Origin of the sequence: Pseudomonas sp. JUb42 (assembly GCF_024807945.1) — a bacterium.
In the GTDB taxonomy this organism is placed as follows: domain Bacteria; phylum Pseudomonadota; class Gammaproteobacteria; order Pseudomonadales; family Pseudomonadaceae; genus Aquipseudomonas.
Genome location: NZ_JANUFD010000007.1, coordinates 253,158 through 269,249, shown reverse-complemented (window position 1 = coordinate 269,249; position 16,092 = coordinate 253,158). Strand labels below are relative to the sequence as shown.

The 16,092-nt window shown below is 62.0% G+C and carries 15 protein-coding genes; 12 read left to right on the top strand and 3 right to left on the bottom strand.

Translation table 11 applies throughout. From position 1 onward, the window contains the following. Positions 1 to 109 precede the first annotated feature (109 nt). From M2401_RS16080 to M2401_RS16030, 11 genes are read left to right on the top strand one after another with little or no spacing between them, the layout of a single operon-like run. Positions 110 to 766, top strand: coding sequence for an outer membrane lipoprotein carrier protein LolA (locus tag M2401_RS16080; protein ID WP_259104316.1), 657 nt, complete (start codon positions 110 to 112; stop codon positions 764 to 766). Beyond that, positions 756 to 3,086 carry an MMPL family transporter gene (locus M2401_RS16075; RefSeq protein ID WP_259104483.1) on the top strand — a complete coding sequence of 777 codons (2,331 nt, stop codon included), beginning with the start codon at positions 756 to 758 and terminating at the stop codon, positions 3,084 to 3,086. The genes M2401_RS16080 and M2401_RS16075 overlap by 11 nt, the downstream gene beginning before the upstream one ends. After that, complete coding sequence (locus M2401_RS16070) at positions 3,083 to 4,249, top strand: sodium:proton antiporter (RefSeq protein WP_259104315.1); 1,167 nt, start codon at positions 3,083 to 3,085, stop codon at positions 4,247 to 4,249. Before M2401_RS16075 ends, M2401_RS16070 begins: the two co-directional genes overlap by 4 nt. Further along, positions 4,236 to 5,498 carry an NAD(P)/FAD-dependent oxidoreductase gene (locus tag M2401_RS16065; RefSeq protein ID WP_259104314.1) on the top strand — a complete coding sequence of 421 codons (1,263 nt, stop codon included), beginning with the start codon at positions 4,236 to 4,238 and terminating at the stop codon, positions 5,496 to 5,498. Before M2401_RS16070 ends, M2401_RS16065 begins: the two co-directional genes overlap by 14 nt. After that, entirely contained in the window at positions 5,495 to 6,229 is a 735-nt protein-coding gene (locus M2401_RS16060) for a class I SAM-dependent methyltransferase (protein ID WP_259104312.1), read from the top strand. Before M2401_RS16065 ends, M2401_RS16060 begins: the two co-directional genes overlap by 4 nt. Further along, on the top strand, positions 6,226 to 6,729 hold the full coding sequence (locus tag M2401_RS16055) for a DUF3261 domain-containing protein (protein ID WP_259104311.1): 504 nt from the start codon (positions 6,226 to 6,228) through the stop codon (positions 6,727 to 6,729). The genes M2401_RS16060 and M2401_RS16055 overlap by 4 nt, the downstream gene beginning before the upstream one ends. Then, positions 6,726 to 7,922 (top strand): beta-ketoacyl-[acyl-carrier-protein] synthase family protein, encoded by a 1,197-nt coding sequence (locus tag M2401_RS16050; protein WP_259104309.1) that lies wholly within the window; start codon positions 6,726 to 6,728, stop codon positions 7,920 to 7,922. The genes M2401_RS16055 and M2401_RS16050 overlap by 4 nt, the downstream gene beginning before the upstream one ends. Beyond that, on the top strand, positions 7,919 to 8,374 hold the full coding sequence (locus M2401_RS16045; RefSeq protein WP_259104307.1) for a hotdog family protein: 456 nt from the start codon (positions 7,919 to 7,921) through the stop codon (positions 8,372 to 8,374). The genes M2401_RS16050 and M2401_RS16045 overlap by 4 nt, the downstream gene beginning before the upstream one ends. Further along, positions 8,371 to 9,099, top strand: a complete 729-nt coding sequence (gene fabG / locus M2401_RS16040) for a 3-oxoacyl-ACP reductase FabG (RefSeq protein WP_259104306.1) — start codon at positions 8,371 to 8,373, stop codon at positions 9,097 to 9,099. The genes M2401_RS16045 and fabG overlap by 4 nt, the downstream gene beginning before the upstream one ends. Then, positions 9,099 to 10,325, top strand: coding sequence for a beta-ketoacyl-ACP synthase (locus M2401_RS16035; RefSeq protein WP_259104304.1), 1,227 nt, complete (start codon positions 9,099 to 9,101; stop codon positions 10,323 to 10,325). The genes fabG and M2401_RS16035 overlap by 1 nt, the downstream gene beginning before the upstream one ends. A 26-nt stretch (positions 10,326 to 10,351) precedes the next feature. Beyond that, complete coding sequence (locus M2401_RS16030; protein WP_259104303.1) at positions 10,352 to 10,798, top strand: excinuclease; 447 nt, start codon at positions 10,352 to 10,354, stop codon at positions 10,796 to 10,798. Positions 10,799 to 10,945: 147 nt separating this feature from the next. Here M2401_RS16030 and M2401_RS16025 read toward each other — a convergent pair whose 3' ends face one another. Then, positions 10,946 to 11,836: a LysR family transcriptional regulator gene (locus M2401_RS16025; protein ID WP_259104301.1), complete on the bottom strand. Its 891-nt coding sequence runs from the start codon at positions 11,834 to 11,836 to the stop codon at positions 10,946 to 10,948. Positions 11,837 to 12,173: 337 nt separating this feature from the next. Here M2401_RS16025 and M2401_RS16020 point away from each other — a divergent pair, with 337 nt between their 5' ends. Continuing rightward, on the top strand, positions 12,174 to 13,343 hold the full coding sequence (locus M2401_RS16020) for an MFS transporter (protein ID WP_409033938.1): 1,170 nt from the start codon (positions 12,174 to 12,176) through the stop codon (positions 13,341 to 13,343). A gap of 83 nt (positions 13,344 to 13,426) precedes the next feature. On the opposite strand, the gene hemE is transcribed toward M2401_RS16020, so the two are convergent. Both hemE and M2401_RS16010 read right to left on the bottom strand, forming a co-directional pair. Beyond that, a complete protein-coding gene (gene hemE / locus M2401_RS16015) occupies positions 13,427 to 14,491 on the bottom strand; it encodes a uroporphyrinogen decarboxylase (RefSeq protein WP_259104298.1) in 1,065 nt (354 codons plus the stop codon). 172 nt (positions 14,492 to 14,663) lie between these two features. After that, positions 14,664 to 16,082 (bottom strand): FAD-dependent oxidoreductase, encoded by a 1,419-nt coding sequence (locus tag M2401_RS16010; protein WP_259104297.1) that lies wholly within the window; start codon positions 16,080 to 16,082, stop codon positions 14,664 to 14,666. Positions 16,083 to 16,092 lie beyond the last annotated feature (10 nt).

Genomic DNA, 16,092 nt, shown 5'->3' with positions numbered 1-16,092 from the left:
GACAGACCGCAAGCGAATCTGTGGGAGCGAATTCAGTGGGAGCGAATTCATTCGCGAAGAGGCCAGTACATACGACGCATCTTCATCGTCTGAAACACCGCTTTCGCGAATGAATTCGCTCCCACAGAGTTCCGGTGATTCAGTAGGTCTTGCGCTGTTTCATAAAAACATCCTGCGCCGTTTTCTGTGCCTCCTCGCCCTGCTCACCCTGACACCCCTGGCCCACGCTTTCGACCTGCCACAGCTAAGCGAGCAACTGGCCAAGCCCGTGGTCGTACGCGGCAACTTCATTCAGGAGAAACACCTGAGAGCCTTGCCGCAACCCTTGGTCAGCAAGGGCCGGTTTGTCCTGGCCAAGGAGTTCGGCTTGCTCTGGCTGCTCGATACCCCACTCAAGCAGGACTACCGCATCGTTGCGGCGGGCATCTCGCGCCGTGACGGGCAGAGCTGGCAACTGCTGCCGAACAAAAGCGCCGGGGCCGAACAAAACCGTCTGTTCCTGGCCGTACTGCAAGGCGACAGCAGCGGCCTGCAACGGGATTTCGACCTGCAACTCAAGGGCGACGCCCAGGCCTGGCAATTGACCCTGACGCCGCGTTCGCTGCTGCTGCAACAGGTCTTCAAGCAGATCAATATCGATGGCGGTGCGTTGGTGCAGCGCATCGAGCTGCTGGAAACCCAGGGTGACAGCACCGTACTGAAGATGCTCGACAGCCAGAGCGTCCCGGCGCTGAGCGATGCGGAGCGTAATGACTTTGCCAAGTGAACGCCTGCTGCCGCGCCTGTTTCTGATCATCCTGCTGGCGGTGCTTGCCGTCGCAGGCTGGCAATGGCGCGGGGCTGCGCCGCTGTCAGCCAATCTCATGGAACTGGTGCCCGGCACCGCCCCGGATGCTCTGGAACTGCTCGCGGAAAAGCGCATGCAGGAACCGCTTAACCGGGAAATGCTGGTGCTGGTCGGCCACAGCGATCGCGAACAGGCGATCAAGCTGGCGCAAACCCTGGCCGGACAATGGCAGGCCAGCGGGCTGTTCGAGAAGGTCCAGTGGAGTTTGCAGGCCGACGTGCCCGCGTTACGCACACAACTGCTGCAAGGGCGTCTGGCGATGTTGCCCGCCGCCGAGCGCACGCAATTGATCGAACAGCCACAAGCTTTCATCCAGCAACGCGTACAAAACCTCTTCGATCCCTTCGGCGGCTTTAGCCTGGTGCCGAGCCAGGATGACTGGCTGGGCCTGACCGGACGTATTCAAAACGGCATGCCCAAGCACGGCTCGGTACAACCGGATATCGGCAGCGGCGCATTAATCGCCAATAGCGACGGCATCAGTTGGGTATTGCTGCGCGCCCGCACCCAGGGTGATGCCTTCGATATGCACCTGCCGTTGCGGGTCGCGGATCTGGTAGACAACGCGCGCCAACAGGTCACTCAAGGTCACGGCCAAATGCTCGCGGCCAGCGGCTTGTTGTATGCCGCCGACGGCCAACGCCAGGCCACCCGGGAAATAACCTGGGTCGGTGGCGGCGCCACGGCGGGGATCCTGCTTTTGCTGCTGCTGGCCTTTCGTCGCTGGCGCGTATTGCTGGCCTTCGTCCCGGTGCTGGTGGGCATGCTGTTCGGTGCCGTGGCCTGCGTGGCGCTGTTCGGCCATATGCATGTGATGACCTTGGTGCTGGGCTCCAGCCTGATCGGTGTGGCCGTGGATTACCCGCTGCATTATCTGTCCAAAAGCTGGACCCTCAAGCCGTGGAAAAGCTGGCCCGCCTTGCGCGTGACCCTGCCCGGCCTGAGCCTGAGCCTGGCGACCAGTTGCATCGGTTACCTGGCCCTGGCCTGGACGCCCTTTCCGGCGCTCACACAAATCGCGGTGTTTTCCGCTGCTGGTCTGGTCGGCGCCTACCTGACCGCCGTCTGCCTGTTGCCTGCGCTGTTCAACAACGTCGAACTGCGTCCGGCGGACTGGCCTCTGCGTCTGAGCCAGCGCTTGCTCGCCTGTCGCGAAGCCCTGCTGCGACACATCGGCACGCCCTGGCTGCTCGCGCTGCTGTTGCTGTTCTGCGTCGGCGGCCTGTGGCACCTGACCACTCGCAACGATATTCGCCAATGGATTTCCGCACCGCCGCAACTGACCCAGGAAGCGCAAAGCATTGCGCGCATCACCGGTTTCCAGCCGACCAGCCAGTTTTTCCTGGTGCGGGGCAAGGATGCGCAGCAGTTGCTGGAACGGGAAACAGCGCTGGGCCAACGTCTTGACCAACTGGTGGACCTGGACAAGCTGCAAGGCTATCTGTCCCTCAACCAGATCGTGGCCTCGCCTGCTGAGCAACAGGCTACGCGCCTGGCCCTCAAACGCCTGCCGGAGTTCTGGCAGCCGCTATTGGATCTGGGCGTACCTGCCGATGCCTTGCAGGCCGAACTGGACAAGCTCCAGGCGCTGCCGCCCGCCGATATCGACAGCGTTCTGGCCGGGCCTTTGGGTGAACCCTGGCGCACGCTGTGGCTCGGCGCGACTGATGACGGTGTTGCCGGCATGATCAGCCTGCAAGGACTCAATGACGCAGCCCTGATGCGCAATCAGGCCGAGGGACTTGAAGGCGTGGTGCTGGTTGATCGGCTCGGCGAACTGAACAGCGTGTTCGCCAAGACCCAGGTCAGCGCCGCTGAATTGAAACTGCTGTCCTGCGTATTGATCGTCCTGCTGCTGATCGCGCCATTCGGCTTCGGCGGCGCCCTGCGCATCGTCGCGCTGCCGTTGCTGGCGGCTCTGTGCAGCCTGGCCAGTCTTGGCTGGATGGGCCAGCCGTTGACCCTGTTCAGCCTGTTCGGCCTGCTATTGGTGACAGCAATCAGCGTCGATTACGCGATCCTCATGCGCGAGCAAGTGGGCGGCGCTGCCGTCAGCCTGTTGGGCACCTTGCTGGCAGCACTGACCACCTGGCTGTCGTTCGGCCTGCTGGCGGTGTCCAATACCCCGGCCATCAGCAACTTCGGCTTGTCGGTCAGCCTAGGCCTGGCATTCAGTTTCATCCTCGCCCCCTGGGCAGCGCACAAGCCGCTGGCGCACACAGCTGAGGCGTTGCCATGATGATTCTGCTGTTCTGGCTGATGACAATGCTGCTGTTCGCCCTGGCTACACGCCTGGGCCGGCGGCTGGGGTTGATCCCCATCGTCAGCCAGCTACTGCTGGCGAGCCTGGGCCTGCCTTTGTTGATGCTGTTGTGGGTCGAGCCGAACTGGCAGCTCAGTGGTGCGCAACTGATCGGCCCGATCTGGCTGAAAACCCTGTACGGCCTGAGTTTTGCCATCGTGCTGGGGCACATTCTCAGCGATGTGATCGACCTGCAACTGGACCGCCAGAGCCTGAAAATCGCCCTGCCCAGCTTCGTTGTGCCCTTCCTCGCCGGACTGGCCTGTGCGCAATGGCTGCTGGCGCAACAGTCCTGGCTCAGTTCACTGGCCATCGGTCTGGTTTTCGCCATCACTGCCATTCCGGTGCTGTACCTGTATCTGCGCCATATCGACTATCCGCCCAGCGCCATCAAGCGTCTGGTGCAGACTGCAATCCTTATCGACCTGGCCTGCTGGAGCCTGTTCGGTCTGGCCCAGGGCAGCCTGCACCTGAGCAGTCTGTTGCTGCCGCTGCTCGGCGCCTGCGCGCCCTTGCTGCTGCGCCTGCTGCAAATACGTCAACCGGTGTTCTACAGCGCGACCTTCTTCGCCTTGCTGGTAGTGGCCGAGCATTACCGGCTCAATGCGTTGATCTTCGGCATCGGCTACCTGCTGTGCATGGCTGGCCTGAAACAGCCGTGGGTCGCGCCGATCAATCCGCTATGGCTGCAACGCCTGCAGAACCTGATGGCGATCCCGCTGATCCTGACCTTCGGCATCATCCAGATCGACCTGCACAGCGCCATGGCCGAGCTGGGCTGGCTGCAACTGGCCGTGCTGATCCTGCTGCCCATCGCCAGTAAAATGCTCGGCAACTGGCTGGGTCTGCGCTGGGCCACGCCGTCGTTCGTCGGGGCCAGCCGCTGGCGCGAAAGCCTGCTGCTGAATATTCGTGGATTGAGTGAAATCGTCTTCCTCAATCTGCTGCTGCAACAACAGCTGATCAGCCCGGCGCTGTACTTCGCGCTGATGCTGATGAGCCTGACCGCCACGCTGCTGCCCGCACTGGCCGGCATGGGGCGGGCGCCGTCTTCCGTCATTTCAATCGAACAGGTAGGGAAATCTTGTGCCCGTAACTGACAGGCAAAACCCGGATAGAGAAAGCCGTCCGGTCGTCGTGATCGGCGCAGGCCCGGCCGGGGCCATCGCTGCCGCCCTGCTCAAACGCAAGGGTCACGATGTGTTGATCATCGAACGCCAGCAGTTTCCGCGCTTTTCCATCGGTGAAAGCCTGCTGTCCCACTGCCTGGACTTCGTCGAAGAAGCCGGCATGCTCGATGCGGTCAACGCCGCCGGTTTCCAGAAGAAGAACGGCGCCGCCTTTGCCTGGAAGCATCATTACAGCGCGTTCGATTTCGGCGACACCTTCAGCCAGGGCACGCCCACTACCTTTCAGGTGCAGCGCGGCGAGTTCGACAAGCTGCTGGCCGACCAGGCCGAGTTGCAGGGCGTGGAAATCCGCTATCAGCAAGAGATCATTGCCGCCGACTTCAGCGCCAGCCAACCCGTGCTGAGCGTACGACGTCTGGATGGCAGCGAGTACAACGTCGAGGCGCAATTCGTCCTCGATGCAAGCGGCTATGGCCGAGTGCTGCCGCGTTTGCTGGATCTGGAAGCACCGTCGAATTTCCCGGTGCGTCAGGCGGTATTCACCCACATCGAAGACCGCATCGACAGCAGCCGCTTCGACCGCGAAAAAATTCTCGTCAGCATCCACCCCGAGCACCGCGATGTGTGGTTCTGGTCGATCCCGTTCAGCAATGGCCGCTGCTCCCTGGGCGTAGTGGCCGCTGCCGAACGCTTCAAGGACAAGCCTGCCGATCTGGACGCCTGCCTGCGCCAGTTCGTCGCTGAAACACCTAACCTCAACAGCCTGCTGGAAAACGCCGTATGGGATACCCCGGCGCGGACCATCGGTGGCTACTCGGCCAACGTCAAAACCCTGCATGGCCCAGGCTTTGCCTTGTTGGGCAACGCTGCGGAGTTTCTCGACCCGGTGTTCTCCTCAGGCGTGACCATCGCCATGCGCTCGGCGAGCATGGCCGCCGGCCTGTTGCATCGTCAGTTGCAGGGCGAGGCCGTGAACTGGCAAAGCGAGTTCGCCGTGCCCCTCAAACGCGGTGTCGATACCTTCCGCGCCTATGTCGAAGGCTGGTACGACGGCAGCTTCCAGGACGTGATTTTCTACCCCGACAGCACCCAGGATATTCGCCGCATGATCAGTTCGATCCTCGCCGGTTACGCCTGGGATGAACGCAACCCCTTCGTCAGCGAACCCAAGCGCCGCTTGCGCATGCTGGCCGAACACTGCGCCGGAGGTGCGGCATGAGCGGCCCGTTCCTGAGCGAGAGCTACGTCGAGGAAACCCGCTTCGGTCTGTGGTTCCTGCGCAGCCACACCTGGCAGCATCATGTGCTGCGGGTCGCGATCAACGATCTGCGCAACCTGTTCGACAGCGAATTGCCCAGCGCTCCGGTGTTGCTGGATGCCGGTTGCGGCCAGGGCAAGTCGTTCCGCCGCCTGCGTGAAGTGTTCGCGCCGTCGCGCCTGCTGGGCGTCGATGCCGACCCGGACAGCCTTACCATGAGTCGCGCCGAAGCCCGCGCTCAGGGTATCGATATCGAACTGATTGGCAGCGACTGCGCAGCCCTGCAGTTGCCCGACGCCAGTGTTGACCTGCTGTTCTGCCACCAGACCTTCCATCATCTGGTGGAGCAGGAACAGGCCCTGGCCGAGTTCTATCGCGTGCTCAAGCCGGGCGGTTATCTGCTGTTCGCCGAATCCACCGAGGCCTACATCGATACGTGGGTGATTCGCTGGTTTTTCCGCCATCCGATGCATGTGCAGAAAAGCGCCGAGCAATATTTGCAGATGATCCGCGACCAGGGCTTTGCCTTCGGCCCGCAGAACGTCTCCTACCCCTATCTGTGGTGGAGCCGGGCCAAGGACTTCGGCCTGCTGGAGCGCTTGAAACTGCGTAAACCCAAACCGTTCGGCCAGCGCGAAGAAACACTGGTCAATGTGGTGGCTCGCAAGCCACTCGAAGGGGCCGTTCCATGATTCGCGCCTTGCTGCTGTGCTGCGCCCTGCTGTTGAGTGCCTGTGCAACCAGTCAGGCGCCGCTGCCGACGATCCTGCCGCACCTGCAAACACCGCTGCAATTGCATATCCAGCGTCATCAAGGCGAGCAGCGCCAGGACTGGCTGCTGATCATTCAGCAGGAACCCCAGGGCCTGCGCTGGTCGATGATGGACCCGCTGGGCATTCCCCAGGCGCGCCTGTTGCTGATCAATGGTCAATGGCAAGCGGACGGCCTGCTGCCGCCCAACCCGGAAGCCCGTGAATTGTTCGCTGCGCTGCTGTTTGCCCTGACGCCCGATACCGAGCTGCGCAATAACTATCCCGAGGCGCAGCGCCAGGGCACCCATCGTCATTTAGAGGAGCGCTGGACAGTCGAATACCACAGCGCCAATGTCTTCGACCTCGACGTTACGCCCGACAAAGATAGCCCGGCATTGAGTTATGGTGTCAGCCCGCTGAATAACGAGACCGCCCCATGACCGCCTATCTCAATGCCGTGGGCCTGATCTGCGCCTTGGGTGAAGGCCGCGCCGAGGTCGCGCGCAAGCTGTTCGCCGCCGACGATTCGGGCATGTGTGCGGCCAGCGGCTGGGTGCCCGAGCGCAGCCTGCCGGTAGGCGCGGTGCAGGCCGAGTTGCCGCCGTTGCCAGCCGATATGGCCACCCATCAGAGTCGCAACAATCAACTGCTGCTGGCAGCGGCGCAGCAGATCGACGGCGATATTGAGCAGGCGATCCGGCGTTACGGCCGCGACCGTATCGGCGTGATCCTCGGCACCAGCACGTCGGGTATCGACGAGGCCGGCCGGGGTATTGCCACCTGGCTGCGCGAGCAAGCGTTTCCCGCTGACTACCAGTACCCGCAGCAAGTGCTCAGCGCGCCGGCCAACTTCCTCGCCGACTGGCTGCAACTGAGCGGGCCTGCCTATGTGATCTCCACCGCTTGCACCTCCAGCGCCCGCGCTCTGCTCAGCGCCCGCCGGGCCTTGGACATGGGCCTGTGTGACGCGGTGTTGTGCGGCGGCGTGGATACCCTGTGCAAACTCACGCTGAACGGTTTTTGTTCCCTGGAAGCCGTATCCGCGCAGCGCTGCAATCCGTTCTCGCAGAACCGCGACGGCATCAATATCGGCGAAGCTGCCGTGCTGTTCCTGATGACCCGCGAGCCAAGCGCCGAACATTCGATTGCCCTGCTCGGTGCCGGTGCCAGTTGCGACGCGCACCATATCTCCGCGCCCGAGCCCAACGGCCGTGGCGCGCAACAGGCCATGCAACAGGCTCTGGATAACGCGGGCATAAAGCCCGGGCAGATCGGCTACCTGAACCTGCACGGCACCGCGACCAGTCATAACGATGCCATGGAAAGCCTGGCCGTGAACGCCATCTTCCCCGACGGCGTGCCCTGTTCGTCGACCAAGCCTCTCACCGGCCACACCCTCGGCGCAGCCGGTGCACTGGAAGCGGCGTTCTGCTGGCTGAGCCTGGCGGCGGATAACACCGCACAGGTGCTGCCGCCGCATCTCTGGGACGGCCAGCCCGACCCTGCGCTGCCTGCCCTGAATTGGGCCACCGCAGACACGCGGCTTGCTCCGGCCTCTTCCCGCTACCTGATGAGCAATTCGTTTGCCTTCGGCGGCAATAACATCAGCCTGATTATCGGAGACGCCCCATGATCGACTGGCCGCTCGCCGAACTGCTGCCCCATGCCGGCGACATGATCCTGATCGATGAGGTCGTGGCGTTCGATGAAGAACAGATCCACACCCGCTTGACCGTCACCCCCGGTGGCCTGTTCAACCTGGCCAACGGTGCCATGCCCGCGTGGGTCGGGGTCGAACTCATGGCCCAAAGCGTCGCCGCTTATGCCGGTTGTCAGGCCCGCGTACGCGGTGAAGCGGTGGAGCTGGGCTTTCTGCTCGGCAGCCGCAAGTTCGAATGCAACGTCGAGCAGTTTGCTGCCGGCAGCCTTTTGCAGATCCACGCCCTGCGCTCCCTGCAGGACGACAACGGCATGGGCGTGTTCGAATGCCGTCTCACGGGGCCGGGCATCGAAGCCTTTGCCCGCCTCAACGTTTATCGTCCACCCCATGCCGCCGAATACCTCAACGAAGGAGCCCGCACATGACTGACTCGATACTGGTCACCGGCTCCAGCCGTGGCATAGGCCGCGCCATCGCCCTGCGCCTGGCCAAGGCAGGTTTTGACCTGATTCTGCATTGCCGTAGTGGCCGCAGCGAAGCCGAAGCCGTGCAGGCCGAAGTCATCGCCCTCGGCCGTCAGGCGCGCATTCTGCAATTCGACGTCGCCGACCGTGAGGCCTGCAAAAGCATTCTCGAACAGGACGTGGAAACTCACGGCGCCTACTATGGCGTGGTACTCAACGCCGGTCTGACCCGCGACGGCGCCTTCCCGGCGCTGAGCGACGATGACTGGGACGTAGTGCTCAGAACCAACCTCGACGGCTTCTACAACGTCCTGCATCCGGTAATGATGCCGATGATTCGCCGTCGCGCAGCCGGGCGCATCGTCTGCATCACCTCGGTCTCGGGGCTGATCGGCAACCGCGGCCAGGTCAATTACAGCGCTTCCAAGGCCGGGGTGATAGGCGCGGCCAAGGCCCTGGCCATCGAACTGGGCAAGCGCAAGATCACCGTCAACTGCGTGGCACCGGGGCTGATCGATACCGCCATGCTCGACGAAAACGTACCGGTAGACGAATTGATGAAAATGATCCCCGCACAGCGCATGGGCACAGCGGAAGAAGTCGCCGGGGCGGTGAATTTCCTCATGTCCGCAGAGGCGGCCTATATCACCCGCCAGGTCCTGGCCGTCAACGGAGGCCTGTGCTGATGAAACGTGTGGTCGTCACCGGCATGGCCGGTATCACTTCACTGGGCAGCGACTGGGCCAGTATCGAAGCCCACTTCAACGCCAACCGCAGCGGTATCCGCCGCATGGACGAGTGGGACCGCTTCACCGAATTGAACACCCGCCTGGCCGGTCCCATCGATGATTACGCCGTGCCCGCGCACTGGACGCGCAAGCAGCTACGCAGCATGGGCCGGGTATCGCGGTTCGCCGTGGGCGCATCGGAAATGGCGCTGATCGACGCCGGCCTGCTCAACGACCCGATCATCCGCGATGGCCGCATGGGCACCGCCTGCGGTTCGTCCACCGGCAGTACCGACGAGATCAAGGCCTTCGGCAATATGCTGCTCAACTCGGTGGCGGTGGGCCTCAACGCCAACTCCTATGTGCGCATGATGCCCCACACCACGGCGGCCAATATCAGCATCTTCTTCGGCCTGACCGGGCGCCTGATTCCCACCTCCAGTGCCTGCACCAGTGGCAGCCAGGGCATCGGCTACGCCTACGAGTCGATCAAGTTCGGTCGCCTGCCGCTGATGCTCGCAGGCGGCGCAGAAGAGCTGTGCCCGACCGAAGCCATGGTCTTCGACGCGCTGTACGCCACCAGCCTGAAGAACGATGCGCCCCAGACCAGCCCGCGCCCTTATGACAGCGGCCGCGATGGCCTGGTGATCGGCGAAGGCGGCGGCATGCTGGTCCTGGAAGAACTGGAACACGCCCTGGCCCGCGGCGCGCATATCCATGCCGAGCTGGTCGGCTTTGGCAGCAACGCCGACGGCGCCCACAGCACCCGCCCGGAACAGGTGACCATGCGTCGCGCCATGGAGCTGGCCCTGGAAGATGCCAACCTGCCGCCGCAAGCCATCGGTTACGTGAACGGCCACGGCACTGCCACGGAACAGGGCGATATCGCCGAAACCTTGGCCACCAGCAGCCTGTTCGGCCCGCGCATGCCAATCAGCTCGCAGAAGAGCTTTCTCGGCCACACCCTCGGCGCCTGCGGTGCCCTGGAGTCATGGTTCTGCATCGAAATGCTCAATCGCGACCGCTACATCCACACCCTCAATCTGGATCAGGTCGACCCGCAGTGCGGCGAGCTGGACTACCTGCGCGGCGAACCCCGGCAGATGAGTCACGAATACGTGATGAACAACAATTTCGCGTTCGGCGGTGTCAATACATCGCTGATCTTCCGACGCTGGTCCTGAGCCGTTATTCACCAAGGAGAGACACTATGAAATTGAAGTCCTGGATCGCTGCTGCGGCCATCACCCTGTCTGCACTGCCTGCGGTCAGTCAGGCCCGCGACACGACGCACTACCTGCCATTTGACGCCGTCATCGCGCAAATGACCCAAGAGGGCAAAATCGACGGCAGCGTGAAGTTCTACCTGGCGGGCGTACAGCCCAAGGGCAAAATCACTGTCATCAGTCCGGGCGCCGTGACCAACAAGAAAACCAACGCCTTTAACAAGACAGACCCTGAAGCCTGCAACTGGGTCGTGCAATCGGCCATCCTGCAACTGCAGGAAGCGGCGAAGAAAGTAAACGCCAACGCCGTGACCAATATCGTCAGCTTCTACAAGTCAGTAGAACGCAAAGACCCGTCGACCTATGAGTGCCATGCGGGCGCGATCATGGCGGGTGTGGCGTTGAAGGGCGATCTTAGTAAGGTCAACTGATCCACTCCCTGCGCAAGCGAATGCTTTAGAACTGAACTCTGTGGGAGCGAATTGTGGGAGCGAATTCATTCGCGAATACATCTCTATCGCCCGAAACACCGCCTTCGCGGATGAATCCGCTCCCACACAGGGCTCCTCCAGCAACTGCTACTGGGCACGCTGCGTAACCAACTCAACAAACGCCCTGGCCCTGGGTGACTGCTGATCCTTGCGCTGCACCAGCCACACCGCGCTGGTGGCGTCCGGGTCAAGCAAGGTCCGGTAGACCACACCGTCGATGCGCATGCGTTGATAAGACGCGGGCAATACCGTTACTCCCAGACCTGCGGCGACCAGGCCGATCAAGGTCATGGCTTCGACAGCCTCCTGAGCGAACAATGGCGTGAAACCGGCCTGTCGGGCCAAATCGAGCAACTGCGCGCGCAGCCCGCTGCCATAAGAGCGCGGGAAGAACACAAAAGGCTCGGCCGCCAGTGCTTCCAGATACAACCCCTCGCCACCGTTTTTCGCCAGCAGGTGATCGGTACGCAACACGGCCACCAACGGCTCACGGAACAGCTCCACCGCCACCAGCGTGTCCGGCAGCGGCAGCGGGCGCATGATGCCGACCTGCATCGACTGGTCTTCCAGCCCCTCGGCCACTTCGCGGCTGCTCATTTCCTGCAGGGCCAGGTGCACATCCGGGAAGCGTTGGCGAAAGGCAAAAATCGCCTGGGGAATACGCGAGGTGAACGGCGCAGATGCGGTGAAGCCGATCTTCAGCTCGCCGATCTCTCCCGACTGCGCCCGCCGCGCCACATCCGCCGCCTTGTCCACCTGTGCCAGTACCAGACGAGCCTCGACCAGGAACAACCGCCCCGCCTCGCTGAGCTCGACCCGACGATTGGTGCGTTCGAACAGCCGTACGCCCAGTTCCTGTTCCAGTGCCTGGATTTGTTGGCTCAGTGGCGGCTGGGAAATACCCAGCAGCTGTGCGGCGCGGCCGAAGTGAAGCTCTTCGGCGACAGCGATGAAGTAACGCAGGTGACGGAGTTCCATGGGCCTTCCTTAAATTCGCTTTAGGTAGGAGCGAGGCTTGCCCGCGAAGAGGCCAGTACAGTCGACACATCTTCTGCACCTGACCTATCGCTTTCGCGGGCAAGCCTCGCTCCTACCGGCCCGGCTATTAGGTCGTTAAACCTATCAAACAGGTCGAATAATATATTGGAAGGAATCATTAGGCAGCTATATTCTTTACTCATCGCCGTCCCCGACCACTCCGAGGTCCACCGTGAGAACTGCTGTTGCCCCTGCCCTGCCTGCCGAAGAGACCGTCCAGGTCGAGTCAGCGATTCCCTTGGGCGATACCTATATCGAGAAAGACACCCCCGCTTTCATGCGCACGGTACTGGCGCTGTTTTCCGGCGGCTTTGCCACCTTCGCCCTGCTCTACTGCGTGCAACCGATGATGCCGGTGCTGTCTCGTGAGTTCTCGATCAACGCGGCGCAAAGCAGCCTGATCCTCTCTGTTTCCACCGCCATGATGGCCTTGGGTCTGTTGATCACCGGGCCGATTTCCGATCGACTGGGGCGCAAGTCGGTGATGGTCTTTTCGCTGTTTTCCGCCGCGTTGTTCACTATTGCCAGCGCCTTTATGCCGACCTGGGAGGGCGTGTTGATCACCCGGGCGTTGATCGGGCTTTCGCTTAGCGGCCTGGCCGCCGTGGGTATGACTTACCTCAGCGAAGAGATCCACCCGCAACATATCGGCCTGGCCATGGGCTTGTACATTGGCGGCAACGCCATTGGCGGCATGAGCGGACGGCTGATTACCGGGGTGCTCAGCGACTACGTCAGCTGGCATATGGCACTGGCGGTCATGGGCCTGATTGCCCTCGTCGCAGCCGGGGTGTTCTGGAAGATCCTGCCCGAGTCGCGCAACTTTCGCGCACGCTCCCTGCATCCGCGCAGCCTGCTCGATGGTTTTGTCGTGCAGTTTCGCGATGCCGGTCTGCCGCTGCTGTTCCTGATCGGCTTCCTGCTGATGGGTTCGTTCGTGACCATGTTCAATTACATCGGTTATCGCCTGCTGGCCGATCCCTACAACCTGAGCCAGGCGGTGGTCGGCCTGTTCTCCATCGTCTACCTGTCGGGCATCTACAGCTCGGCAAAAGCCGGTGCCCTTGCTGATCGGCTGGGCCGACGCAAGGTGCTGTGGGCGTTGATCGTGATGATGTTGATCGGCGTCGCCCTGAGCGTTTTCACGCCGCTGGCCGTGGTGATCGTTGGGGTACTGATCTTCACCTTCGGCTTCTTCGGCGCCCACTCGGTGGCCAGCAGCTGGATCGGCCGCCGCGCGGTCAAAGCCAAGGGGCAGGCGTCGTCGCTGTATCTGTTCAGCTACTACGTGGGGTCAAGCGTGGCGGGTACGGGCGGCGGGGTGTTCTGGCACTACGCGGGCTGGCATGGCATCGGCGTGTTTATCGGTGCATTGCTGGTGGTGGCGTTGGTGGTGGCGTTGCGTCTGGCGAAGCTGCCGCCGTTGCAGGTCAATACACAGATTTAACCTGTAAGAGCTGCCGAAGACTGCGAACAGATCCTGCATCCTGTTCGCAGCCTTCGGCAGCTCCTACTCATCCGTGCAATAGCTTACTGGTGATACTGCGCCGACAACTCATGCACCGCTTCGATAAAGACGCCCGCATTGGCCGGGTCGACTTCCGGGGTGATGCCGTGGCCGAGGTTGAAGACGTGGCCGGTGCCGCTGCCGTAGCTGGCGAGGATGCGCGCGACTTCCTGGCGGATAGCGGTCGGATTGGCGTAGAGCACCGTCGGGTCCATGTTGCCTTGCAGCGAGACCTTCGCACCCACGCGCTGGCGGGCCTGGCCGATGTCGCAGGTCCAGTCCAGGCCCAGGGCGTCGGCACCGGCATCGGCAATGCTCTCCAGCCAAAGACCGCCGCCTTTGGTGAACAGGATGACCGGTACTTTGCGGCCGTCATGCTCGCGGATCAGGCCGCTGACGATCTTGCGCATGTAAGCCAGTGAAAATTCCTGATAGGCCGCCGACGACAGGCTGCCGCCCCAGCTATCGAAAATCTGCACCGCCTGCGCACCGGCAAGAATCTGGCCATTGAGATAAGCCGTGACCGATTGCGCCAGCTTGTCCAGCAACAGGTGCATGGCTTGCGGATTGTCGTAGAGCATTGCCTTGGATTTGCGGAAGTCTTTCGACGAACCGCCTTCGACCATATAGGTAGCCAGTGTCCACGGGCTGCCAGCGAAGCCGATCAACGGCACGCGGCCATTGAGTTCACGGCGAATGGTGCTGACTGCGTCCATGACGTAGCCCAGGTCCTTTTGCGGATCAGGGATCGGCAGGGCCTCGATGTCGGCCATGGTGCTGACGGTTTTCTTGAAGCGCGGACCTTCGCCGGTCTCGAAATACAGCCCCAGACCCATGGCGTCAGGCACGGTGAGGATGTCGGAAAAGAGGATGGCGGCGTCCAGCGGGTAACGATCCAGCGGCTGCAACGTAACTTCGCAGGCGAACTCCGGGTTCTTGCACAGGCTCATGAAGTCGCCGGCCTGGGCACGGCTGGCGCGGTATTCCGGCAGGTAACGACCGGCCTGGCGCATCATCCATACCGGCGTGACGTCAACGGGCTGCTTGAGCAGGGCGCGAAGGAAACGATCGTTCTTCAGGGCAGTCATGTCGGCATCCGGAAAAAAAGTGCGGGCATTTTCTCAGAGCGCGACGCAAAAGGCACGGTAAGTACCGTGCCTTTTATCAATAAAACAGCGATTAGCTACAAGCTTCAAGCGGCAAGCACAAGCGAACCGAGTCAGCTCGAAGCTTGTAGCTTGTAGCTTGCAGCTGGCGTGTTTACACGCCCAGATAATCCAGAATCCCCTCAGCCGCATTACGGCCTTCGAAGATCGCGGTCACTACTAGGTCAGAACCGCGAACCATATCGCCACCGGCGAAGATTTTCGGGTTGCTGGTTTGGTGCTTGAACTGCGATTGCTCTGGGGCGATCACGCGGCCCTGGCTGTCGGTTTCGATGCTGTACTGCTCGAACCATGACGCCGGGCTTGGACGGAAACCGAAAGCGATGACCACGGCGTCGGCCGGGATGATCTCTTCGGAACCGGGGATCGGCTCGGGGCTGCGACGGCCACGGGCATCGGGCTCGCCCAGGCGAGTCTCGACCACTTTGACGCCTTCGACCTTGCCGTCACCGACAATGGCGATAGGCTGGCGGTTGTAGAGGAATTTCACCCCTTCTTCCTTGGCGTTCTTCACTTCCTTGCGCGAGCCCGGCATGTTTTCTTCGTCGCGACGATAGGCGCAGGTCACCGACTTGGCGCCCTGGCGGATCGAGGTACGGTTGCAGTCCATCGCCGTGTCGCCGCCACCCAGGACCACGACCTTCTTGCCTTTCATGTCGACGAAATCGTCCGCCGACTTTTCGAAGCCCAGGTTGCGGTTGACGTTGGCAATGAGGAAATCCAGGGCATCGTGCACGCCCGGCAATTCTTCACCGGCAAAGCCGCCTTTCATGTAGGTGTAGGTACCCATGCCCATGAACACGGCATCGTATTCGGCGAGCAGTTGCTCGACGCTGATGTCCTTGCCGACTTCGGTATTGAGGCGGAACTCGATACCCATGCCGGTGAAGACTTCACGGCGATGGCTCAGCACGGTTTTTTCCAGCTTGAACTCGGGAATACCGAAGGTCAGCAGGCCACCGATTTCCGGGTTCTTGTCGAACACCACCGGGGTCACGCCGCCACGTACCAGTACGTCAGCGCAGCCCAGGCCAGCAGGACCGGCACCGATAATGGCGACGCGCTTACCGGTCGGCACGACCTTGGACATGTCCGGACGCCAGCCCATGGCGAACGCGGTATCCGTGATGTACTTCTCCACCGAACCGATGGTCACCGCGCCAAAACCGTCATTCAGGGTGCAGGCACCCTCGCACAGACGATCCTGCGGGCAGACCCGGCCGCAGACTTCCGGCAGGGTGTTGGTCTGGTGGGACAGCTCGGCGGCGGCGAGGATATTGCCCTCGGACACCAGCTTGAGCCAGTTGGGAATGAAGTTGTGCACCGGGCACTTCCATTCGCAATACGGGTTACCGCAGCCCAGGCAACGGTGGGCCTGGTCGGCGGACTGCTGGGGCTTGAACGGTTCGTAGATCTCCACGAACTCTTTCTTGCGCTGACGCAGCAGCTTTTTCTTCGGATCTTTACGTCCGACTTCGATGAACTGGAAGTCGTTACTCAGACGTTCGGCCATACTCTGGAAC